This window comes from Streptomyces sp. NPDC088116 (assembly GCF_044741745.1).
In the GTDB taxonomy this organism is placed as follows: Bacteria; Actinomycetota; Actinomycetes; order Streptomycetales; family Streptomycetaceae; genus Streptomyces.
In genome coordinates this window covers 45,377-71,846 of sequence record NZ_JBIUTF010000006.1, presented here as the reverse complement: position 1 = coordinate 71,846, position 26,470 = coordinate 45,377, and the positions used below count along the sequence as shown (strand labels likewise).

2 protein-coding genes are annotated in these 26,470 nt (G+C 73.7%); both read left to right on the top strand.

What is annotated here, in order from left to right; all coding sequences use genetic code 11:
- Window positions 1-12: 12 nt before the first annotated feature.
- Complete coding sequence (locus tag ACIOJD_RS23905; RefSeq protein ID WP_401917165.1) at window positions 13-18,534, top strand: type I polyketide synthase; 18,522 nt, start codon at window positions 13-15, stop codon at window positions 18,532-18,534.
- Between the two features lie 54 nt (window positions 18,535-18,588).
- Complete coding sequence (locus ACIOJD_RS23900; RefSeq protein ID WP_401918025.1) at window positions 18,589-26,379, top strand: type I polyketide synthase; 7,791 nt, start codon at window positions 18,589-18,591, stop codon at window positions 26,377-26,379.
- Window positions 26,380-26,470 lie beyond the last annotated feature (91 nt).

Sequence of the window (26,470 nt, the reverse complement as noted above, 5' to 3'; positions counted from 1 at the left end):
TTGGCAACGCTCATGTCAGTCGGTAGTGACCGCAGTGGGTCCTCGCGCTCGACGGAACCAGTGGCGATCGTCGGAATTTCCTGCCGACTCCCCGGAGCACGTGACCACAGGCAGTTCTTCCGGTTGCTCAGGTCCGGAATGGAGAGCATCTCCGAGGTCCCCGAGAGCAGGCGGGCAACGTTGTCCGTCTCCTCGGCCGAGCCGCGCGCCGGATTCGTCGACTCGGTCGACTCGTTCGACGCGGGCTTCTTCGGCATCTCGCAGCGCGAGGCGGCCGCGATGGACCCGCAGCAGCGACTCATGCTGGAGCTGGGCTGGGAAGTGTTCGAGGACGCCGGCTGGCCCGACGGCCGGTTCCGGCGCTCCGACACCGGGGTCTTCGTCGGCTCCATCGGCACCGAGTACGCGACCGTCGTACACGACCAGGGTCCCGCGGCGCTCACCCCGCACAGCCTGACCGGGCTGCTGCGCGGCGGCATCGCGAACCGTGTCTCCTACGCCCTCGGTCTACGCGGGCCGAGCCTGGTGGTCGACTCCGGGCAGTCGTCCTCCCTGGTCGCCCTGCACCTCGCGGCGGAGAGCATGCGACGGGGCGAGTGCTCGGCCGCGGTCGCCGGTGGAGTCAACCTCATCCTCACCCCCGAGGGCACGCTCGCCGTCGACAAGGCGGGTGCGCTGTCACCGGACGGGCACTGCTACACCTTCGACGCGCGCGCCAACGGCTACGTACGCGGCGAGGGCGGCGGCGCCGTGCTGCTGCGTTTCCTGTCCGACGCACTGGCCGACGGCGACCACGTCTACGCCGTGCTCGCCGGCGGCGCGGTGAACAACGACGGCGGAGGCCCGGGGTTCACCGTCCCGGACGAGCGGGCGCAGGCCGAGGTGCTGCGCCTCGCCCACCGGAACGCCGCGGTCGATCCGTCCGACGTGGACTACGTCGAGTTGCACGGCACCGGAACCGCGCAGGGCGACCCCGTCGAGGCCGCCGCACTGGGCGCTGTGTTCGGCGCGTCGCGCCAGGACGGCGTACCGCTGCGGGTCGGGTCGGCGAAGACCAACATCGGCCACCTCGAAGGTGCGGCCGGTATCGCCGGGCTGATCAAGACCGTGCTGTGCCTGCACCACGGGGAGTTCGTGCCGAGCCTCAACTTCGAGGCGCCCAACCCGCGTATCGACCTCGACGAACTCAAGCTCAGTGTGCAACGCGAGGCCGAGGCATGGGTCTCCGAGCGGGCCAGGGTGGCCGGGGTCAGCTCCTTCGGTATCGGCGGCACCAACTGCCACCTGGTGCTCACCGAACACGCCGCCGCCGACGCGCCGGAGCGTCCCGCGGCACCGGAACGTCCCGTATCCAGCGAGGAACCCGAGCTGGTCACCGAGACCGCGCCGCTCTCCTGGGTGCTCTCCGGCCACACCCCCGACGCGCTCGCGGGCCAGGCGAAGGCGCTGTCCGCCCTGCTGGCCGGTCAACCCGACGCGACACCGGCCGACGTGGCGTTCTCCCTGGCCACGACCCGTACCCACGCGCAGTACCGCGGCGCGGTGGTCGGCGCGGACCGGGCGGAGCTGATGCGGGGGCTGGACGCCCTGGCGGACGGCACCCCCACGAAGGCCGTGACGAACGGACGATCGCTGGCCGCTCCCGGAACGGTGTTCGTCTTCCCCGGCCAGGGCTCGCAGTGGGCGGGCATGGCCGCGGAACTGATGGACTCCTCCGCCGTCTTCGCCCGCTCCGTCGCGGAGTGCGAGGCGGCGCTGAGCCCGTACGTCGAATGGTCCCTGTCCTCGGTGCTGCGCGGCGAGGAGGGCGCGCCGACCCTGGACCTGGGTGACGGCGTCGTACAGCCCGCCCTGTTCGCGGTGATGGTGTCGCTGGCCTCGCTGTGGCGGGCCTGCGGGGTGGAGCCCTGCGCCGTGGTCGGACACAGCCAGGGCGAGATCGCGGCGGCAGTCGTGGCGGGCGCGCTGTCGCTGGAGGACGGCGCGCGCATCGTGGCGCTGCGCGCGCGTGCCCTCACCCAACTCGCCGGGCACACCGGCCTGGTCACCCTCGCGCTGTCCGTCGACGAGACCGAGGAACTGCTCCAGGAGTGGTCCGGTGCGCTGACGGTCGCCGCGGTCAACGGACCCGCCGCCACCGTCGTGGCCGGGCCGCGCGCCGAGCTGACCGAGCTGACCGCACGCTGCGAACAGCGGAGCGTACGCGCCCAACGGGTGCCGATCGACTACGCGTCCCACTCGCCCGCGGTGGAACCCCTGCGCGAGGAACTGGCGGAGATCCTGGCCGGGGTCACCGCGGTCGCGACCGACGTGACCATCGTGTCGTCGGTCACCGGCCAACCGGTCGACGGCACCGAGTTGGGCTCCGAGTACTGGTATCGCAACCTGCGCAGCCCCGTCCGCTTCGACACCGCCGTGCACGCACTGCTCGACCAGGGACACCAGGTGTTCCTGGAGATCAGCCCGCACCCGGTGCTGACCGTCGGGGTGAGTGAGATGGCGCGGCGGCACGAGACGGCCGCCGAGGCGCTGCCGACGCTGCGCAGGAACGACGGCGGCTGGCGCCGGTATCTCGGCGCGCTCGCCCGCGCGCACTGCCTGGGCGTCGACGTCGACTGGACCGCTGTACTCGCCGCTCACCGTCCGGTGCGCGTCGACCTCCCGTACTACGCCTTCCAGCGCCGCGAATTGGGAGCCGCCGGTGACGGCGCCGCGACACGCCGTCGCGCGCCGGCCGCCCGGTCCGAGCGGGCGCTCGGGCCGGTGGGCGACGACGAACCGGGCCCGTCCGTGCCCTCCACCCGCTTCGAGCGGGCCTCGGCGGCGGGCGGAGCCCGGCGGCGTACGCTGCTGAACCTCGTCCGGGACGAGGCGGCCGCTGTGATCGGGCACGACGACGCCGTCGAACTGCTGCCCACGACAAGCTTCCGTGACGTGGGGTTCGACTCCGCGCTGGCCGTGGAACTGCGCGACCAGCTCGTGGCGGTGACCGGTCTCGACCTGCCCACCACGCTCATGTACGACCACCCGACGCCGAACGCGGTCGTCGATCTGCTCGTCGCTCTGCTGGACACCGACTCGGCCGAGGCCGCGCCGGTGCACGTGGCGCGGGCCTCGGACGACGACCCGATCGCGATCGTGTCGATGACCTGCCGGCTGCCCGGAGGTGTGCGCTCGCCCGAGGACTTCTGGTCGCTGCTGACCGCGGAGGGCGACGCCATCGGCGGCTTCCCCACGGACCGGGGCTGGCAGTTGGACCGGTTGGCGGACGCCGTACCCCGCGCGGGCGGATTCCTGCACGACGCGGCCGACTTCGACGCCGCCCTGTTCGGCATCTCGCCTCGCGAGGCCACGGCGATGGACCCGCAGCAGCGCGTGCTGCTGGAGACGGTGTGGGAGGCTTTCGAGCGCGCCGCCGTCGATCCGGCCCGGCTGCCGGACCGCAGGGTCGGTGTGTACGTGGGCGCCATGTCCCAGGACTACGGGCCGCGCCAGCACGAAGGCGCCGAGGCGGTGCGCGGCCACGTACTCACCGGTGTCACCGCCAGCGTGCTCTCCGGCCGCATCGCGTACGCGTTCGGCTTCGAGGGCCCGGCGATCACGGTCGACACCGCGTGCTCGTCCTCGCTGGTGGCCCTGCACCAGGCGGCCGGCGCGCTGCGCGCGGGGGAGTGCGAGCTGGCGGTCGCCGCCGGCGTCACCGTGATGGCCCGGCCGGGAATCTTCGTGGAGTTCGCCGCCCAGGACGGGTTGTCACCCGACGGCAGGTGCCGGGCATTCGCCGAGGGCGCGAACGGGACGGGATGGTCCGAGGGAGCGGGTGTGCTGCTCCTGGAGCGGCTCTCCGACGCCCGCCGCAACGGACACGAGGTACTCGCGGTACTGCGCGGCAGCGCGGTCAACTCCGACGGCCGGTCCAATGGCCTGACCGCGCCGAACGGCCCCTCACAACAGCGGGTGATCCGTGACGCGCTGGCCTCGGGCGGGCTGCGCTCCGACGAGGTCGACGCCGTCGAGGCACACGGAACCGGGACCTCGCTGGGCGATCCCATCGAGGCGCAGGCGCTGTTGGCGGCCTACGGCCGCGACCGCTCCGAGCCGCTGTGGCTGGGCTCCGTCAAGTCGAACATCGGGCACACCCAGGCCGCGGCCGGGATGGCCGGTGTCATCAAGATGGTGCTGTCCATGCGCCACGGCATGCTGCCCAGGACCCTGCACGTGGACGAGCCGACCCCGCACGTGGACTGGTCCTCGGGGCAGCTGCGGCTGCTGACCGAGGCACGGCCGTGGCTCGAACTCGACCGTCCCCGCCGGGCGGGTGTGTCGTCGTTCGGCATCAGCGGCGCCAACGCGCACGTCATCATCGAGGAGCCCACGGACGAGAGCTCCGTCCTCTCCCCGGCAGGAGCCCACGAGGCTCCGGTCCAGGCCACCGACGCAGACACGGACGCAGGCACGGACGCGCCCGCCGTGCCGCTGACGCTGTCCGCCGCCGCCCCCGAGGCGCTGGCCGACCACGCACGCCGGCTCGCCCACCTGCTGGGCGACGGCGGCCCACGCCCCCTGGACATCGCTTACTCGCTGGCCACCACCCGTACCGCACTGCCGTACCGGGCCGCCGTGCTCGCCGCGGACGCCGAAACGGCCCGCGACGGACTGCTCCGGCTGGCCGAGGGAGCGTCCGCGCTGCCCGTCGACAAGGCGGGGTCGCACACCGTGGCCTTCCTCTTCTCCGGCCAGGGCTCGCAACGCCACCGGATGGGCAGCGAGTTGTACCAGGCGTACCCGGTGTTCGCCGCATGGTTCGACTCGGTGTGCGCCGAGTTCGACGGCCTGCTGGAACGTCCGCTGCGCGAGGTGATCGACGAGGACCCGCGACTGCTGAACGAGACCCAGTACACCCAGCCCGCCCTGTTCGCGGTCGAGGTCGCGCTGTTCCGGCTGCTGGAGTCCTGGGGGATACGGCCCGACCTGCTCGTCGGCCACTCGATCGGCGAACTGGCCGCCGCGCACGTCGCGGGCGTGTGGTCGTTGGCCGACGCGTGCACCGTGGTCGCGGCCCGGGGCCGGCTCATGCAGAACCTGCCCGGCGGCACCATGGTCGCGGTGGAGGCATCCGAGTCCGAGGTCCTGGACCGGCTTCGCGAGAAGTCGGCGACCGGCGCCGAGGTGGACATCGCGGCGGTGAACGGCCCGTCCGCGGTGGTGCTCTCCGGCGGGACGGACGCCGTGCGCGAGATCGCGGCCGAGTTCGCCGCGCGGGGCGCCCGTACCCGCGAGCTGCCGGTGAGCCACGCGTTCCACTCGCCTCTGATGGACCCGATGCTCGCGGAGTTCGCCGAGGTGCTGCGCGGGGTCGACTTCGCCGAACCGAGTCTGCCGGTCGTCTCCAACGTCCTGGGAGAGCTGGCGGGCGACGAGTTGTGCACCCCCGAGTACTGGGTGTCCCACGTGCGGAAGGCTGTGCGCTTCGGCGACGGTGTCGCCGCGCTGCGCACCGCGGGCGCGACGGTCCTTGTCGAGGTGGGACCGGACGCGGTGCTCTCCGGGATGGCCATGCAGGTGCTCGCCGACGCCCCCGGGACACTGGTCCTGCCCACGCTGCGACGAGACGGCTCCGAGCAGCGTTCGGCGGCCACGCTGGCCGCCCGGCTGCACGGCCGTGGTGTCGAGGTGGACTGGGACGCGTACTTCCGCGGGACCAACGCGCGTCTCGTCCAACTGCCCACCTACCCCTTCCGCAGGCAGCGGTTCTGGGCGGAGCCCGACACGGGCGACCGGCGGGTGTCCGCCGCCCCGGACACCGACTTCTGGGACGCGGTCGGCCGCTCCGATGTGGCGGAGTTGAGCCGTACGCTCGGGGTGGACGGCGACGAGCCGTTCCACACCGTGGTCGAGGCGCTGGGTTCCTGGCGGGCCGAGCGGCATCGTCGGGCGACCGCGACGCGGTGGCTGCACCAGGTCGAGTGGCACCCGGTCACCCCGGCCCGCGCAGGGGCGCGTGGCAGCGCGCTGCTGGTACTGCCCGCCGACGATCGGGCGAGCGGACTGAAGGCGCTGGTCGAGGACGCGCTGGCCGCCGAGGACGTGACGGCGCGTGCGATCACGACCGACGGTCTCCCGCTCGCCGGACGGCTGCGAGAGCTGTTCGACGAGGCACCGGTGGACATCGTGGTGTCCCTGCTGGACTCGGTCGAGGCGACCGTCGCGCTGGTCCAGGAGCTGGCCGAGCTGGAGCGGCCCACCCGGCTGTGGTGCCTGACCACGGGCGCCGTCACCGTCGCCGGGGAGAGTCTGGATAGCCCCGAGCAGGCACAGCTGTGGGGCCTCGGCCGGGTGGTGGCGCTGGAACACCCCGGCCTGTGGGGCGGCATGGTCGACCTGCCCGCGGCGCCCGGCGCCCGGACCGCCCGTCTGCTGGCTCAGGCTCTGGGCGGCGGGGACGAGGACCAACTCGCCGTCCGCGAATCCGGGATGTACGCACGGCGGCTGGTTCCGCTGCCCGCTCGCCCGGGTCCCGAGCAGACGTGGAACCCGACCGGCACGGTGCTGATCACCGGCGGGACGGGAGCGCTGGGCGCACACGCCGCCCGGTGGGTGGCCGGGCTCGGGGCGGAGCACATCCTGCTGCTCAGCCGCTCAGGCCGGTCGGAGGCGACGGCGGAGTTGGAGACCGAGCTGGCCGGACTCGGCGCGCGGGTCGGCGTCGAGGCGTGTGACGTGACCGACCGGGACGCACTGAGCCGGGTGCTCGCGGGCATCCCGGAGGAGTTCCCGCTGACCACCGTGCTGCACACGGCGGGCGTGGTGGACGACGGCCTGCTCGTCGACCTCACACCGGAGCGGATACGTGCCGTCGCCGAACCGAAGGTCGTGGGCACGCGCAACCTGCACGAGCTGACCCGGGACCTGGACCTGAGCGCGTTCGTGCTGTTCTCCTCGTTCACCGGGGTCATGGGCAACGCCGGACAGGCGAACTACGCGGCGGCCAACGCCTACCTGGACGCCCTCGCCCGGCAACGCGCCGCCGACGGCCTGCCGGCCGTGTCCGTGGCGTGGGGGCCGTGGGCCGGCGGCGGGATGGCCGCGGGGGACGCGGTCGGCCGGCGCATGCGCGGGCTCGGCCTGACCGACCTGGAGCCGGAGCCGGCCCTGGCCGCGCTGCGCGGACTGATCGGACGGGGCGACGTGCCGGCCGTCATGGCCGTGGACGTCGACTGGTCCCGCATGCTGTCCACGATCGCCGCCGTGCGCCCCGACCGGCTGTTCACCGAACTGGGCGACATCCGCGGGCAGGGCACACCGGACGGGCCCATCACGCCGCGCGCGGGGCTCGGCGCCGAACTGCACGCGCTCGCCACGGACGAGCGGCTGACCAGGCTCACGGCCCTCATCCGCGACCAGGCGGCATCGGTGCTCGGCCACAACGCCGTCACCGCCGTGGACACCGGCCGCGCACTGCGCGAGCAGGGCTTCGACTCGTTGGCCGCCGTCGACTTCCGCAACCGCCTCGCCGCGCTGCTGGACCTCGAGCTGCCTCGTACGCTGGTGTTCGACCACCCCACTCCGGACGCGATCGCCCGCCACATCCTGGCCGCGCACTTCGACGAGCCGGGCGCCGAGGCGCTCCGCCCCGTCACCGTACGGTCCGTCGCGGACGATCCGATCGCGGTGGTGTCGATGTCCTGCCGGTTCCCGGCGGGCGTCGACACCCCTGAGGACCTGTGGCGGCTGCTGCACGAGGGCGGCGAGACACTGACCGAGTTCCCCGCCGACCGCGGCTGGGAACTGGACGGCCTGTTCGACCCGGACCCCTCGCACGCGGGCACCACGCACGTGCGGGTGGGCGGATTCCTCGACCACGCCGCCGAGTTCGACGCCGCCTTCTTCGGCATCTCACCGCGCGAAGCGCTCGCCATGGACCCGCAGCAGCGCATTCTCCTGGAGCTGGCCTGGGAAGCGCTGGAGCGGGCCGGGATCGACCCGGCCACCCAGCGCGGCAGCGACACCGGTGTGTTCGTGGGCACCAACGGTCAGGACTACGTGGCCCTGCTGCGCAGGGCGGCCGAGGACACCGAGGGTCACATCACCACCGGCACCGCCTCCAGCGTGCTGTCCGGCCGCCTGGCCTACACGCTCGGACTCCAGGGGCCCGCCGCGTCGGTGGACACCGCCTGCTCGTCGTCGCTGGTCGCGCTGCACCTTGCGGTCAAGTCACTGCGGGGGGGGGAGTGCTCCCTCGCGCTGGCCGGTGGCGCGACCGTCATGACCACGCCGAACCTGTTCGTCGAGATGTCCCGCCAAGGCGCGCTGTCACCGGACGGACGGTGCAAGGCGTTCGGCGCGGGCGCGGACGGCACGGGCTGGAGCGAGGGCGCCGGACTGGTGCTGCTGGAGCGGCTGTCGGACGCGCGACGCAACGGACACGAGGTCCTCGCGGTGATCGCGGGCTCCGCCATGAACCAGGACGGTGCCTCCAACGGCCTGTCCGCGCCCAGTGGCCCCGCACAGCAACGGGTCATCCGCACCGCGCTCGCGCAGGCCGGACTGGAACCGGCCGACGTGGACGCCGTGGAGGCACACGGCACCGGCACCTCGCTCGGAGACCCGATCGAGGCGCAGGCACTGCTGGCCACCTACGGTCAGGACCGGGAACAGCCGCTGCTGCTGGGCTCGGTGAAGTCCAACATCGGCCACACCCAGGCGGCCGCCGGTGTCGCCGGCGTGATCAAGACCGTACTGGCGCTGCGGGCGGGCGAGTTGCCCCGGACCCTGCACGCCGACGAGCGCACCCCCCACGTGAACTGGTCGGCGGGTGCGGTCGAACTGCTCACCGACGAGACCGCGTGGCCCGAGGTGACGCGGCCCCGGCGCGCCGCGGTGTCGGCCTTCGGGATCAGCGGCACCAACGCGCACGTCATCCTGGAGCAGGCCCCGGCCGACGACTCCGCGGAGACCGACGTGCCGGCGGACCCGGGCGGTGACGCCGGGGCCCCGGACGCACCGCAGGGCGCGGTGCCCGTCGTACTGTCCGGCAGGTCGGCGGCCGCGGTGCGGGACAACGCCGCGCGCCTCGCCGGGCTGCTCGGTAACGACCCGTCGCTGCGTCCGGCCGAGGTGGCGCTCGCCGCGCGCACCACGCGCGGCCTGTTCGACCACCGGGCCGCCGTCGTCGCCCGGGACCACCAGGAACTGCTCGCCGGGCTGGACGCGCTCGCCACGGGTACGGACGAGGCGAACGTGGTCACCGGTGTCGCGGACGCGACGGGCGGCGTCGTGTTCGTCTTCCCCGGGCAGGGCGCGCAGTGGCCCTCAATGGGACGGCAACTGGCCGGAAGCTCACCGGTGTTCGCCGCGAAACTGCTGGAGTGCGAGCAGGCGCTGGCTCCCTTCGTGGACTGGTCGCTCACCGACGCGCTGGACGACACGGCGCTGCTGAGCCGGGTGGACGTGGTGCAGCCGGTGCTGTGGGCGGTGATGGTGTCGCTGGCCGCCGTGTGGGCGGAGCACGGAGTGCGCCCGGTGGCGGTCGTCGGGCACTCGCAGGGCGAGATCGCGGCGGCCTGCGTGGCCGGGGCGCTCTCGCTGGAGGACGGCGCGCGGGCGGTGGCGCTGAGGTCGCGCGCACTGGGCGCCGTGGCGGGCACCGGCGGCATGATCTCGGTGTCCCTGCCGGTCGAGGAGGTCGAACCACTGCTGAGCGGGGTCGACGACGTGTCGGTCGCCGCGGTCAACGGCCCGCGTTCGGTGGTGATCGCGGGGCCGACCCGGCCGCTGGAGCTGGTGCTGTCGAGCCTGCTGGAGCGGGACGTCCGGTGCCGCCGCATCGAAGTGGACTACGCGTCCCACTCGGGCGAGATGGAGCCGCTGCGCGACGAACTGCTGCGCCTGCTCGCCCCGTTGACGCCCCGGGACCCGGAGATCCCGTTCTACTCCACGGTGGACGACGCCTGGGTCGCTCCTGGTGAACTGCTCGATGCCCGCTACTGGTTCCGCAACCTGCGCCAGACCGTGCGCTTCGAGCCCGCCGTACACGGCCTGCTCACCGAGGGGTTCCGTACCTTCGCCGAGATCAGCCCGCATCCGTTGCTCACCGTACCGATCCAGGAGGCCGCCGAGTCGGTGGACGTCGCGGCCGTGGTGACCGGGACGCTGCGGCGGCAGCAGGACGAAGAGGTCCAGCTGGCGACCGCGCTGGCGCGGCTCCACGTGCACGGGGTGCCCGTGGACTGGTCGTCGGCGCGGCCCGGGGACGGCATCGCACGACGGGTGGAGTTGCCCACGTACGCCTTCCAGCGACAGCGGTTCTGGCCGTCCCCGGTGGCGAGCGCCTCCGACGTGGCGGCGATCGGGCTGCGCACGGCGGGTCACCCGCTGCTCGGCGCGAGCATGGAACTGCCGCAGAGCGGCGGGCACGTGTTCACCGGCCGGCTGTCCCTGCGCGCGCACCCGTGGCTGGACGGCCACCGCGTGCACGGTGTCGCGGTGTTCCCCGGTACGGGGTTCGTGGAGCTGGCGTCCAGGGCGGGCGAGGACGTGGGCTGCCCCCGGGTCGGCGAGCTGGCGCTGCACGCGCCGCTGGTCCTGCCCGAGGAAGGCGGGGTACGGATCCAGGTCGTGCTCGGTGAGCCGGACGGCGCCGGTGCGCGGACCGTCGAGATGTACGCGTGCGGCGACGACGAGGAGGAGTGGAAGCAGCACGCCGGCGGTGTGCTCACCCCGGCCGTCGAGGCGGAGACCGGCTGGGCCGGCGATGCCTGGCCGCCGGCCGGCGCCGAGCCGGTGGTGGCCGACGACTACTACCAGGAGCGTGCGGCAGCCGGTTTCGGCTACGACGGGCCGTTCCGGGGGCTGCGGTCGGTGTGGCGGCGCGGCGACGAGGTGTTCGCCGAGGCCGTGCTGGCCGAGGACACGGGCGACGACGCGGAGCGCTTCGTGATCCACCCGGCGCTGCTCGACTCGGCGTTGCACGCCGGCGGCTACAGCGCTCTCGCCGAACCGGAGCAGGGCTGGCTGCCGTTCGCGTTCAGCGGGGTCACCGTGCACGCGGTCGGAGCGCGTACGGTCCGGGTGCGGATCACCACCCTCGGCCCGGAGTCGGTGGCCGCCGAACTGGCGGACCCGGCGGGCCGGCCGGTGCTCTCCCTGGCCTCGATGGCGGTACGCCCGGTCTCGCCGGACGCGTTGCCGGTACCCGGACGCCGGGGCGACGACATGCTCCTGGGGCTGTCCTGGCCCGCCGCGAAGACCGCCGACGGGCCGACGCCGGGGACCGAGGTGGCCCGGATCGCGGCAGGGACCGGCGAGGTCGGCACCGAGGTGCGCGCGGCCGTGGCCGAGGCGCTGGAACTGCTGCAGCGGTGGCTGGCCCGTACGGACGCCGACGACAAGCGCCTGGTCGTCGTCACCCGCGGCGCGGTGAGCACCACCGACGGGGAGCCGGTGCGCGATCTGGGCGGCGCCGCTGTCTGGGGGCTGCTGCGCTCGGCGCAGACCGAACACCCGGACCGGTTCGTGCTCGTGGACCTCGACCCGGACGCCGAGGAGACAGAAGGACCGCTCGCGGACGCGGTGGCCACGGGAGAGGCACAGGTGGCGGTACGCGGTGGTAAGCCGCTCACCCCCCGCTACGCCCGGCTGTCCACCGACGACCTCCTTCCCGTACCGGACGGAGAGCCGGTCTGGCGGCTGGAGATCACGGAGAAGGGCTCGCTCGACAAGCTGGCGCTGCGGCCCGCCGCCGAGGTGGCCGGGGCGCTGGGTCCGGACGAGGTACGGGTGTCGACGCGCGCGGTGGGTCTGAACTTCCGGGACGTGGTCAACGCCCTCGGCATGATCCCCGGACAGAACAACCTGCTGGGCACCGAGGCGGCGGGAGTCGTCACCGAGGTAGGCGCCGGTGTGACCCGGGTGCGCCCGGGGGACCGGGTGCTCGGCATGTTCCACACCAGCGGCGCGGGCCCGGTCATGGTCACCGACGAGAGGCTGCTCACGCGGATACCGGCCGGCTGGTCGTTCGCCCGTGCGGGCTCGGTGGCCGCCACCTACCTGACCGCCTACTACGGCCTGGTCGAGGTGGCCGGGCTGCGGGCCGGGGAGTCCGTGGTGGTGCACGCGGGGGCGGGCGGTGTCGGCATGGCAGCGGTCCAGCTGGCCCGTCACCTGGGCGCGGAGGTGTTCGCCACCGCGAGCCCGGCCAAGTGGGACCGGCTGCGCGAGCTGGGCGTCGCGGACGACCACATCGCCTCGTCCCGGACTCTCGATTTCGAGCGGTCCTTCGGCGCGGTGAGCGGCGACCGCGGTGTCGACGTGGTGCTGAACTCGCTGGCCGGTGAGTACGTCGACGCGTCGCTGCGGCTGCTGGGCGACGGCGGGCGCTTCGTGGAGATGGGCAAGACCGACATCCGCGACGCCCACGAGGTCGGGGTGCGGCACCCCGGCGTCGCCTACACCGCCTTCGACCTGATGGCGGTGGGCCCGGAGGGGACCGCGCGCATGCTGGACGCGCTCGCGAGGCTGTTCGAGGACGGCGCGGTGGCTCCGCTGCCGGTGACGACCTGGGACATACGGCGGGCGCCCGAGGCGTTCCGCTTCGTCAGCCAGGCCAGGCATGTGGGCAAGGTCGTACTGACCGTGCCGAAGCCCCTCGATCCCGAGGGCACCGTGCTGATCACCGGTGGTACCGGCGGCCTGGGCGCGCTGTTCGCCCGCCATCTGGTGACCGAACACGGTGCGCGGAATCTGCTGCTGACCAGCCGCAGGGGCGCGCAGACGCCCGGGGCCGGGGAGTTGGTGGCGGAACTGACGGCGCTCGGGGCCCAGGCCCAGGCGGTGGCCTGCGACGTCACCGACCGGGACGCGCTGGCCGGAGTGCTGGCCGCCGTCTCGGCGGAGCACCCGCTGACCGGGGTCGTGCACACGGCGGGCGTGCTTCTGGACGCCACGGTCGGATCGCTGAGCGCGGAGAGCGCCGAGCCGGTACTGGCGCCGAAGCTGGACGGGGCCTGGAACCTGCACGAGCTGACCGAGGACGCGGACCTGTCGATGTTCGTGATGTTCTCCTCGGCGGCGGGCATCCTGGGCAGCCCGGGACAGGCCGCGTACGCGGCGAGCAACACGTTCATGGACGGTCTGGCGGGCCACCGCCGGTCGTTGGGGCTGCCCGCGACCGCGATGTCCTGGGGCACGTGGTCCCGGGAAGTCGGTATGACCGGCTCGCTGACCGAGGAGGACATGCGGCGCATGGCGCGCATCGGCCTCGCCGAAATGCCCGCCGAGGTCGGTGTCGAACTCTTCGACGCCGCGCTCACCGTGGACCGGGCGGTGGTCTCGCCCATCCGCCTCGACCAGCGGGCGCTTCGCGCGAACGGGCACCCCTCGCCCGTCGTCAAGGACCTTGCCCCCCGCGCGCGGCCGGTACGGCGCACCGCGGCGGCAGCGGACCTCGGCGGGCAGGAGGGGCTCGCCGCCACGCTGGCGGCGCTGCCGCCCGCGGAGCGGACCCGTGAGATACGGGAGCTGGTATCCCGGCTGGTCGTGGCGGTGATCGGCCATAGCGACGCCGAGAGCGTCCGGGTCGGCGTGGCCTTCAAGGACCAGGGCTTCGACTCGCTGACCGCGCTGGAGCTGCGCAACCGGGTCTCCGCCGCGACCGGGCTCCGGCTGCCGGCGACCGTGGTCTTCGACTACAGCACGCCGAACGCGCTGGCCGACCACATCCTCGGGCAGCTGCTCGGTGACGACGCGGCGGCCGCGACCACCGCGGTCACCGTGGACTCCCGGGCCGAGGACCCCGACGACGACCCCATGGTGATCGTCGGAATGGCCTGCCGACTGCCCGGCCAGGTCGGTTCCCCCGACGAGTTCTGGCAGTTGCTGGAATCCGGGACGGACGCCGTCGCGGGCCTGCCCACGGACCGGGGCTGGGACCTCGCCGGGCTCGCCGCGGCCGGCTGCGCGACCACCTCGGGCGGATTCCTCTACGAGGCCCCCGGGTTCGACGCCGACTTCTTCGGCATCTCCCCGCGCGAGGCGCTGGCCATGGATCCCCAGCAGCGGCTCGTGCTGGAGACCTCGTGGCAAGCCCTGGAGCACGCCGGGATCGTGCCGGCTTCGCTGCACGGCAGCCGTACCGGCGTGTTCATGGGCGCCAGTCACGGCAGCTACCTGGACGGTGGCGGCGAGGGGCTGGAGGGCTACCTGCTGACCGGCAACACCTCCAGCGTGCTCTCCGGCCGTATCGCCTACACCCTCGGCCTGGAGGGGCCGGCCGTCACCGTGGACACCGCGTGCTCGTCCTCGCTGGTGGCGCTGCACCTGGCCGGCCAGTCGCTGCGCTCGGGCGAGTGCGAACTGGCGGTGGTGGGCGGCGTGGCCGTGATGTCCACGCCCGGCCTGTTCCTGGAGTTCACCCGGCAGGGCGGACTGTCCGCGGACGGGCGGTGCAAGGCGTTCTCCGCCGCCGCCGACGGCACCGGCTGGGCCGAGGGCTGCTCGACGGTGATCGTCGAGCGGCTGTCGGCCGCGCGCCGCAACGGCCATCCGGTGCTGGCCACGATCCGGGGCTCGGCGGTCAACCAGGACGGCGCGTCCAACGGCCTGGCCGCGCCCAGCGGTCTCGCGCAGCAGCGGGTCATCAACCAGGCGCTGTCCTCGGCCGGTCTGGCCGGCGCCGACGTCGACGTGCTGGAAGGGCATGGGACGGGCACCACGCTGGGTGACCCGATCGAGGCGGACGCGGTGATCTCGACGTACGGACAGAACCGGACCCGGCCGCTGCTGTTCGGATCGGTGAAGTCCAACATCGGCCACACCCAGGCCGCGGCCGGTGTCACCGGCGTGATCAAGATGGTGCTGGCCATGCGGCACGGCACGGTGCCCCGGACGCTGCACGCCGAGGAGCGCTCGCCGCACATCGACTGGTCCGCCGGTCTGGTCGAGCTGGCGAGCGAAGAGCACGAGTGGCCGGACACCGGGCAGCCGCGCCGCGCCGCCGTGTCGTCCTTCGGCATCAGCGGGACGAACGCGCACGTGATCATCGAACAGCTGGAACCCGTCGCCGAGCCTGCCGCCCGGGAGGCGAAGGGCCCGGAGTTCACCGTGCCGGTCGTACTGTCCGCGAGGACGCCCACCGCGCTGCGCGACCAGGCCGGCAGGCTCGCCGCGTACGTGGCCGAGCGGCCCGCACTGCCCGTCGCCGACGTGGCGTTCTCCATGGCCACCGGCCGCTCACGGTTCAGGACCGGCGCCGTGGTGACGGCCGGCGACCGGGACGCTCTGCTGGCCGGGCTCCGCTCGGTCGCCGCCGGTGACACGCTCGCCGAGCCGGTGTCCTCCGGGCCTGTGGCGTTCGTGTTCTCCGGGCAGGGCTCGCAGCGTGCGGGCATGGGCCGGGAGTTGTACGAGCGGTTCCCGGCGTTCGCCGAGGCGCTGGACGAGGTGGCCGAGGCGCTGGACACCGCCGGTCTGGCGGGCCCGCTGCGCGAGGTGATCTTCGAGGACCCGGAGCGGCTGGACCGCACGGAGTTCACCCAGCCCGCGCTGTTCGCACTCGAGGTCGCCCTGTTCCGGCTGCTCCGCTCGTGGGGGGTGCGTCCGGACCACGTCGCCGGGCACTCCATCGGCGAGATCACCGCGGCGCACGTCAGCGGCGTGCTGTCGCTGGCGGACGCGTGCACGCTCATCGTGGCGCGCGGCGCGCTCATGCAGGCGCTGCCCGAGGGCGGCGTGATGGTCTCCGTCCGAGCCTCCGAGGAGTTCGTCGCGAGCCTGGTGGAGGGCGAACCCGAGGTGTCGATCGCGGCGGTCAACGGGCCCAGGTCCGTGGTCGTCGCGGGAGCGGACCAGGCGGTCACCCGGATCGTCGAGGCCTGTGCGGACCGGCAGGTCACCACCCGGCGGCTGCGGGTGAGCCACGCGTTCCACTCGCAGCTGATGGAGCCGATGCTGGCGGAGTTCCGGGCGCGGCTGGAGCAACTGGAGTGGCGGGCACCGGAGATACCCCTGGTGTCGACGGTGACCGGTCTCCCGGCCACCGAGGAGTTCGGCTCGCCCGACTACTGGGCCGAGCACGCGAGGGCGGGAGTGCGCTTCGCGGACGCGGTCACCTGGCTGCGGGAGTACGGGGTGTCCACGTTCGTCGAACTCGGCCCCGACGCGATCCTCACCGCGATGGTCGGCGAGATCGCCGACGGCGCCCCCGACGTCGCGGCGGTGCCCGCCCTGCGCCGGACGCAGGACGAGCAGTCGGCGATCCTCGCGGCGGTGGCGCGGGCCTGGCTCGCGGGCGCCGAGGCGGACTGGCCGGTGGTGCTCGCGGACACCGGGGCGCACCGGGTGGAGCTGCCCACGTACCCCTTCGAGCACCAGCGGTTCTGGCCGGAGCCGACGAGCGGACGCGCGGACGCGTCGGACACCGAGTTCTGGACGGCGCTGGAGAACGACGAGGTGCTGACGATGCTGGCCGGCGTCGACGCCGAGACCCCGGCGAGCCGACTGCTGCCCGAACTGGCCGCGTGGCACCGCCGGCGGCAGCAGGACGGCACGGTCCGGGCGTGGAACTACGACATCGGCTGGGTGCCCGCCACCCGGCGCGGCACGCAGCGGCTCGACGGCCGCTGGCTGGTGCTGACGCACGCCGGATCCACGACCGGGCCGGCGGCCGAACTGGCGGCCGAACTGGCCAAGCGCGGTGACGACACGCGCATCGTGCCCCTGGACCCCCACGGGCTCGACCGCGCCACGCTGGGCGAGCAACTGGCCCCGTACGCCCACGACGGCGAGCCCGTTTCCGGGGTGCTGTCGCTGCTCGCACTCCATGACGAGCCGTCCCGGCGCGAGGGACCCGAGGCCGTGCTGGCCGCGACCACGACGACGCAGGTGCTCGCCGACCTGCTGCCGGACGCACCGCTGTGGTACCTCACCCGGGACGCCGTGGCCGTCGGCGAATCGGAAGGCGAACGGACCAGTCCTTCGCAGGCGGCTCTGTGGGGCCTGGGCCGGGTGGCCGCGCTGGAGCTGCCCCAGCAGTGGGGCGGGCTGGTCGACCTGCCCGCCCGGCTGGAACCGGACACCGTCACCGACCTGATCGGTGTGGTCACGGCTGGCGGCGAGGACCAGGTCGCGCTGCGCTCCGACGGGATACGGGCACGCCGCCTGCGCAGGGTGGCGTCGCTGCCGGACAACGGGCGGCGGGTGCCCGAGCAGGGCACGGTGCTCGTCACCGGGGGTACGGGCGCGCTCGGGCGGCACACCGCGCGATGGCTGGCCGGTGCCGGGGTACCGCACCTGCTGCTGGCCAGCCGCCGTGGCCCGGACGCCGACGGGGTGGCGGAGTTCCGTGCCGAGCTGCTCGAACTGGGCGCCGAGACCACCGTCGTGGCCTGTGACGTCGCCGACCGCGACGCTGTCTCCGGCATGCTGGCGGACCTTCCCGAAGACCGCCCGCTGACGGGAGTGGTGCACACGGCGGGCGTACTGGAGGACGGCGTCCTGGACGGGCTCACCGCCGAGCGGCTGACCGCGGTGTGGCGTCCCAAGGCGGACGCGGCACTGGTGCTGCACGAAGCCACCCGGGACGCCGACCTGTCGATGTTCGTGGTGTTCTCCTCGCTGGCCGGGATGGTCGGCGCGGCCGGCCAGGCCGGATACGCGGCGGCGAACGCCTTCCTGGAGGGGCTCGTCACCTGGCGGCGCGCCCAGGGACTGCCCGGGACGGCGGTTGCCTGGGGTGCCTGGGCAGGCGGTGGCATGGCCGCCGACGGCGCCGCGGCCGCCCGCACCGCGCACACCGGGGTGCTGGCCATGCCGGCGGAGCTGGCCACCGCCGCGCTGGAGACCGCGCTGCGCGCCGACGCCGCGACGGTGATGGTGGCCGACGTCGACTGGGACCGGTTCGCCGCGACCCAGACGGCGACCCGGCCGAGCCCCCTGCTCGCCGAACTCACCCGGGCCGCCGAGGGCGTCCAGGGCGGCCCCGCGCAGCCCGAGACCGACGGCGGTACACGGCTGGCGGAGCGGATGGACGGGCTGAGCGACCCGGCGCGACGTGAGTTGCTGACCGGGCTGGTGCGTACGCACGTCGCAGCGGTGCTGCGGCACGCCGACGACAGTGGCATCGCGACGGACCAGCAGTTCAAGGAGCTGGGCTTCGACTCGCTCACCGCGGTGGAGCTGCGGAACCGGCTGAACGTCGCCACCGGCCTGCGGATCAGCGCGACCGCGGTGTACGACTACCCGACGCCCGGCGATCTGGCCGGTCACCTGCTGGCTCAGCTGGCCCCCGTGGAGCTGAGCCCGGCCGAGCGGATCCTGCTCCAGCTCGACCAGCTCGAACCCGAGGTCGAGTCGCTCGCGCAGGGTGACGACGCGAGCGGTGAGATCGGGCAGCGGATGCGCCGCATCCTGACGCTGCTGAAGGCGGGCGCGCCGGCATCGTCGGGACCGGTCGACACCGACGTCGACGACACGGACATCGACGAGGTCTTCGCCTTCATCCAGAACGAGTACGGCGGTTCCGACACCGATCCCCGGTGATCACATCCGATTCCCACCGACCGATTTCCTTCCCACCAGGGGTTGTTGATGAGTGTGAGCACTGACGAGAAGCTCGTGGGTTACCTCAAGAAGGTCACCACGGATCTCCAGGAGACCCGACGCCGGCTGCGCGAGCTGGAATCGGCCGCGGCCGAACCCATCGCGATCGTGGCCATGTCCTGCCGCTTCGCCGGCGGCATCGACTCGCCCGAGGGACTGTGGGACGTGGTCGACGGCGGCCGGGACATGATCGGCGACTTTCCCACCGACCGGGGCTGGGACACCAGCGACTTCGACCCCGGCATCTGCCAGCGGGGCGGGTTCCTGTCCGACGCTGCGGCCTTCGACGCCGACTTCTTCGGGGTGTCGCCCAAAGAGGCGCTCGCCATGGACCCGCAGCAGCGGCTCCTGCTGGAGACCACGTGGGAGGTGCTGGAGCGGGCCGGGGTACAGGCCTCGTCGCTGCGCGGCTCGGCCACCGGGGTCTATGTGGGCATCACCGCCCAGCAGTACTGGCCCAAGGACGACACCGAACAGCAGCAGACCATGGGCCATCTGCTGACCGGCACCACGGACAGCGTGGCCTCCGGGCGGCTGGCGTTCATCCTCGGCACGGAGGGGCCGGCGCTGTCCATCGACACCGCCTGCTCGTCCTCGTTGGTCGCGCTCCACCTGGCGGTACGGGCGCTGCGCGCCGGGGAATGCACACAGGCGCTGGTCGGTGGGGTCAGCGTGATGGGCGGACCCGCGCTCTACGCCGAGCTGTACGAGCAGGGCGGACTGTCCGCGGACGCACGGTGCAAGGCGTTCTCGGGGGACGCGGACGGCACCGGCTGGGGCGAGGGCGCGGCGATGCTGCTGCTGCGCCCCCTGAGCGAGGCGCGACGGCTGGGCGAGCCCGTGCTGGCCGTGGTCCGGGGCAGCGCGGTCAACTCCGACGGCGCGTCCAACGGGCTGACCGCGCCCAACGGCCCCTCCCAGCAGCGGGTGATCCGCCAGGCGCTGCGGGACGCCGACCTGAGCGCCCCTCAGGTCGACGTGGTCGAGGCGCACGGCACCGGCACCCGGCTCGGTGACCCCGTCGAGGCACAGGCGTTGCTGGCCACCTACGGCCAGGGCAGGCCGGACGACCAGCCGCTGTGGCTGGGCTCGGTGAAGTCCAACATCGGGCACACCCAGGCGGCGGCCGGGCTGGCCGGCGTGATCAAGATGGTCATGGCGATGCGGCACGGCACGCTGCCCCGGACGCTGCACGTGGACGTACCCACACCGGAGGTCGACTGGTCGTCGGGCGAGGTGCGGCTGGCGACCGAAGCCGGCTCCTGGCCTCGTACCGGACGGCCGCGCCGCGCGGCGGTCTCCGGCTTCGGCATCAGCGGTACCAACGCCCATGTGGTGCTCGAACAGGCCCCCGAGCCGGCCGCGGGTGAGGCGGCGGAGGACGAGCCCTCGGCCTCCGGCGATCAGACTCGGGCCGCCTCCGTGGACGTGGAGGTGCCCGCCACGCTGCTGGTCACGGCGCGGGACGCGAAGGCGCTGCGGGAGTCGGCCGCCCGGTTGCGGGAGTTCGTCGAAGCGCACCCCGAGACGACCGGCGCGCAGTTGGCCGCGGCTCTGGCCACCACCCGTGACCGACACCCGCACCGGGCGGTCGTGGTCGGCGCCGGCCGGGAGCAGTTGCTCGGCGGCCTGGAGCTGCTGGCCCAGGGGCGCACCGGGTCCGGGGTCGCCCACTCCCGCGCCCGCCGCCACGGCGGTACCACGTTCCTCTTCAGCGGCCAGGGTGCCCAGCGCGCCCGGATGGGGCGGCAGCTGTACCAGGCGTTCCCCGCGTTCGCCGCCGCGTTCGACGAGATCACCGAGGCGTTCGCACCGCATCTGTCCGAGCCGCTGTCCGAGGCGATGACCTCCGACGAACTCGTCTCCCGCGCCTCCATCGCCCAGCCCGCGCTGTTCGCCGTCGAGGTGGCCACCGTGGAGCTGCTCAAGGACTGGGGCCTGACCCCCGACTACCTGCTGGGGCACTCCCTCGGCGAGCTGGCCGCCGCGCATGTGGCGGGGGTGCTCGACCTCGCGGACTCCGCCGCTCTGGTCGCCGCCCGGGGCCGGCTCATGCAGGGCACCACCGGCGGAATGGCATCGATCGCGCTGTCCGAGGAGGAACTGCGCGAGATCCTCACCGAGACCGGGCAGCACGTCGACATCGCCGCCGTCAACTCGCCGCGCTCCATGGCGGTCTCGGGCACGGACGACGCGATCGAGAGCGTCGTCGCGGCCTGCGAGGCGCGCGGGAGGCGGGCCCGGCGGCTGTCGCTCGGCCTGGCGGGCCACTCCGCCTCCATGGACCCGATATTGGAGCCCTTCGGCGAGGTCGCACGCACCCTCACCTATCACGCGCCGAAGATCCCGCTGATCAGCGATATGACCGGCGAACTGGTCAGCCCCGACGAGATCACCGACCCGGACTACTGGGTACGGCACATGCGCCGCCCGGTGCGCTTCCGCGACGGCATCGAGCGGCTCGTCGGACTCGGCGTCACCGCGTTCCTGGAGGTCGGCCCCGGTGGCCTGGCCCTGCCCACCCGCGAGTGCGTACAGGACTCCACGGAGACGCTGACCGTCGCCTCCACCATGCAGCGCGACCACGACGAACCCGAGACGCTGCTCCTCGCCCTCGGTGAGCTGTTCACGGCGGGCGCGCCGGTGCCGTGGGAGACCATGCTGGCTCCGGACGGGGCGGTGCGCCTGGACCTGCCCACCTACCCGTTCCAGCGGGAGCGTTACTGGCTGACCGGAACGGACGCCGCAGGAAGCGCGGCACCCCGCAGGACCGGGACGGCCGCGCCGCGCACCGAGCCCGCGCCCGAGGCGGCGCCGGTGGCGGTGTCCGCTCCGCCGTCCGAGTCCGACCCCGCCGAGCTGCGGCGACGGCTGCTTGCCGACGTACGCCTCGCCGCGGCCGATGTCCTCGGCTTCCGGGACCCCTTGGACATCGAGCCCGACCGTGCGTTCACCGAGATCGGCATGGGCTCCATGTCGGCGGTGCGGCTGGCCGACCGGATCAGCAACGACATCGGCAGCCGCCAGCCCGCCACCCTGGTGTTCGACCACCCCACCCCGGCCCGCGTCGTCGACCACCTGGTCGCCGAACTGCTCGGCCGCGACGATGTGTTCGACACGGACACCGCGGTCCGCGCCGATACGGACGATCCGATCGCGATCGTCGGCATGGCCTGCCGGTTCCCCGGCGGTGAGGGCCCGGACGAGCTGTGGCGGCTGGTGCGCGACGGTGCGAGCGGCGTCGGCCCGTTCCCCACCGACCGCGGCTGGCAGCTCGACGACCTCGACCTCTCCATCTGCAAGGAGGGCGGATTCCTCGCCGACGCCGCGGGGTTCGACGCCGACTTCTTCGGAATCAGCGGGCGGGAGGCACTGGCCATGGACCCCCAGCAGCGCGTGCTGCTGGAGGTGGCCTGGGAGGCCGTCGAGAACGCCGGAATCGACGCCGGAACGCTGCGGGGCCGCAGGACCGGAGTGTTCGCCGGAGTGGGCGGCTCGGACTACGAGCACGCGATGTCCGGGACGGCCGCCTCCGGCGGCCACCTGCTGACCGGTACCGCCGCCAGCGTGGTCTCCGGCCGGATCGCCTACCTGCTCGGCCTGGAGGGCCCCACCCTGACCGTCGACACCGCGTGCTCGGCGTCGCTGGTCGCGCTGCACCTCGCGGTGCGCGCCCTGCGGGCCGGCGAGTGCGAACTGGCCCTCGCGGGCGGTGTCGCGATCATGTCGACCGAGCGCGGATTCCGGCAGTTCGCCGAGCTGGGCGGACTGGCCGGCGACGGGCGGTGCAAGGCGTTCTCCGACGACGCCGACGGCACCGGCTGGAGCGAGGGCGCCAGCATGCTGCTGGTCGAACGGCTCTCCGACGCCCGCCGCCGGGGACACCGGGTGCTCGCGCTGGTGAGCGGCACCGCGATCAACTCGGACGGCGCGTCCAACGGGCTGTCCGCGCCGAGCGGACCGGCCCAGCAACGGGTGATCCGCGCGGCCCTCGCCGACGCCGGTACGCAGGCGTCCGACGTGGACGCCGTCGAGGCCCACGGCACCGGCACGGTCCTGGGCGACCCCATCGAGGCCCAGGCCCTGATGGCCGTCTACGGCCGGGACCGGGATCCCGAACACCCGCTGTGGATGGGATCGGTCAAGTCGAACATCGGCCACGCCCAGGCGGCGGGCGGAGTCCTCGGCGTGATCAAGATGGTGCAGGCCATGCGGCACGACGTGCTTCCCCGTACCCTCCACGTCGAGCGTCCCAGCACCAAGCTGGACTGGTCGCGCGGCAATGTCGGACTGCTCGCCGAGGAACGGCCGTGGCCGGTGCCGGAACGCCCGCGCCGCGCGGGCGTGTCCTCGTTCGGAGTGTCCGGTACGAACGCCCACATCATCCTGGAGCAGGCGCCCGAGGACCCGGCGCCGGCGCCGCTGCCCCCGTCCGGCGGCGTACTGCCGTGGGTGCTCACCGCCCGAGGCGACCGCGCGCTGCGCAAGCACGCGGAGCGGCTGGCCGACAGCACCACCGAGCCGGCCGGCGAGGACCGGCCCGGCATCGGTGAGATCGCCTCCGCGCTGGCCGGCACCCGTGCCACGTTCGACCACCGTGCGGTGGTGCTCGGTACCGACCGCGACTCGCTGGCCGCCGGCCTGCGTCTGGTCGCGGCGGGCGAGAGCGCCGACGGCGTGGTCACCGGGACGGCCCGGTCGTTCGACCGCGCGCCGGTATGGATCTTCCCCGGACAGGGCAGCCAGTGGCCCGGCATGGCGAACGAACTGCTCGACAGTTCTCCCGCGTTCGCCGCCCGGTGGGACGAGTGCGACCAGGCGATGCGACCGCACCTGGGCTGGTCGATCACCGACGCGGCCCGTTCCGGCTTCGGCGACCGGGACCCGGAGGCCGCCGACGTGGTGCAGCCGATGCTGTTCGCCACCATGGTGTCGCTGGCCCGGCAGTGGGAGTCGTGGGGGGTACGGCCCTCGGCGGTGATCGGACACTCGCAGGGCGAGATCGCGGCGGCCTGCGTCGCGGGCGCCCTGTCCATCGAGGACGCCGCCGCAGCGACCGTGCTGCGCGCCCGAGCCCTGCGCGAGCTGTCCGGAAAGGGCGGGATGCTCTCGGTCGCCGCGACCCCCGACGACGTGACGCGCTGGATCGAGCGCTGGGGCGACGCGGTGTCGGTCGCGGTGTTCAACGGCCCGGCCTCCACCGCCGTCTCAGGTGAACTGCCCGCGCTGCGGGAGCTTCAGGCCGAGGCGGAGAGCAAGGGCGTGCGCTCCCGCTGGATCGGCATCGACTACGCCTCGCACTCCGCGCAGGTCGAGCCGCTGCGCTCGCGCCTGCTCGACGTTCTGTCCCAGGTCACCCCCCGCACCGGCGACATCCCCTTCTTCTCCACCGTCACCGCCGACTGGCTGGACACCGAGGCACTGGACGCGGAGTACTGGTACGGCAATCTGCGCCGGCCGGTGCGGCTGACCGAGGCGGTCACCGCGCTCGCCCGGCAGGGCCACCAGGTGTTCACCGAGATCAGCCCGCACCCGGTGCTGACCCTGCCGGTCACCCAGACCGTGGAAGAGGCCGGAGTGACGGCCCTGGTCACCGGCAGCCTGCGCCGGGGGGACGGCACGGAGCGCCGGCTGATGACCGCGCTGGCCGAGCTGTTCGTCAACGGAGCCCCGGTCGACCTCGCGAAGGTCCTGCCGGTCGCCCCGCTGGGTCACGTCGAGCTGCCCACGTACCCGTTCCAGCACCGGCGTTTCTGGCCCGACGGGCCGCGCAGCGCGGGTATGGGCGCGAGCGCGCCCCGCGAAACGGCCTACGAGACCGAATGGGCGCCGCTGGACCCGTCCGGGGAAACCGTCACCGGCCGGTGGCTGGCTCTGGTTCCCGCCGACGGCACGGACACGACGGCCGGTGCCGCGAGCGCGGCGGACCCGGTGCTGGCCGCGCTGCGGGAGGACGGCGCAGAGATCGTCACGATCCCGGTTCGTCCCGACGAGTTGAGCGCCGACACCGGGGCCGATGCCGACGCGCTGGCCGACCGGATCCGTACGGCGGCCGCCGGAACCACCCCGTCCGGAGTGCTCAGCCTTGCCGCGCTCGACCAGACCCCGCACCCGCACCGCCCGGAGGTGTCCACCGGGCTGGCCGCCACCCTCGTCGCGGTGCGGGCGCTCGCGGCGGTCGGGCTCGGTGTACCGCTGTGGTGCCTCACCCAGGGCGCCACGGGGGAGACGACGAACCCCGCACAGGCCGCCGTGTGGGGCCTGGGCCGGACAGCCGCGCTGGAGTACCCGGACGGCTGGGGCGGCCTGATCGACCTGCCGGCCACGCTCGACGAGAAGTCCGGCCGGCTGCTGCGCGCCGTGCTGGGCGGAGCGGACGGCGAGGACCAGATCCGCGTGCGGGACGGGCAGGCGCTGGGCCGCAGGCTCGTGCCCGCCGGGCTCCCCGCACGGCCCGGTGACGGATGGCGCCCGGCTGGCACCGTCCTGGTCACCGGCGGGACAGGGGCCTTGGGCGGCCACATCGCCCGCTGGCTGGCCGGACACGGCGCCGCGCACGTGGTGCTGGTCAGCAGGCGGGGCCCAGACGCACCCGGCACGGACGAACTCCTCGCCGACCTGCGGGCCGAGGGGGTCGACGCCAGCGCGCTGGCCTGTGACCTCACCGACCCCGCCGCGGTGACCGGACTCGTCGGCACGCTGCGCGACACGGGCGAACGAGTCAGTGCCGTCGTGCACGCCGCCGGTGTGGGCGGAGCCGCTCCGCTCTCCGCCACCGGCGTCGACGACCTGGCGACGATGCTGGCCGCCAAGGTCCAGGGGGCGCTCCTCCTGGAGTCGGCCCTCGACCCCGCCACGCTCGACGCCGTCGTCTACTTCTCCTCGGTCAGCGCCGTCTGGGGCATCCGCGACCACGGCGCCTACGCGGCGGCCAACGCGGTGCTCGACGCGCACGCACGGAACCTGCGTACACGGGGAGTCCAGGCGCTGTCCGTCGCCTGGGGACCGTGGGGCGGTGCCGGGATGGGCGACGACGCCGCGTTCCGGGAGGGCCTGGCCCGTACCGGCGTACGTCTGATCGACCCGGCCGAGGCGATCCGCACGCTCGACACGCTGCTGGCCGCCGACCGCACCGAGGTCGCGGTCGCCGACATCGACTGGCAGCGGTTCCTCTCCGTGTACACCTCGGTCCGGCCGAGCACGCTGTTCGGAGCGCTGTCCACGCCGGGGCCCGACGCCGTCGAACCTCTCGACGGTGAGCGTGACGGCACCGGCTTCGCCGAGACCCTGCGCGGCCTCGGCGTCGCCGAGCAGAACGAGCGGCTGCTGAGGCTGGTGCAGCGGATCTGCGCCCGCGTACTCGACCACCCGGACCCTGCGGACATCTCCGCGGGCCGCGCGTTCCGCGACCTCGGGTTCGACTCGCTCACCGCCGTCGAGTTCCGCAACGAACTCAACCGGGCCATGGACCTGCGACTGCCCGCGACCGTCGTGTTCGACCACCCGAACCCCAACGAGCTGATCGCCCAGCTGCGGCACCGGCTCGAACTGGACGGGCCGGACGTCCACCACACCTACGAGACCGAAGAAGAAGCACGGGTCCGGCACGCTCTGGCGACGCTTCCGCTGGAGCGGTTGCGCCGCGCGGGCGTGCTCGACCTCCTGAACACCACGACCGACTCCGATCGGGACACCGACGCCGGCGGGGAGCAGGACTCCGGGGCCATCGACGCGATGGACACCGCGGACCTGCTGTCACTGGCCCGGCAGAGCATCGCCGACTGACCACCGTTATCCCGAGAGGACACCCCCCATGGACAACTCCGCCGAAGTCGTAGCGGCACTGCGCGGGACGCTCAAGGAGGTCGAGCGCCTG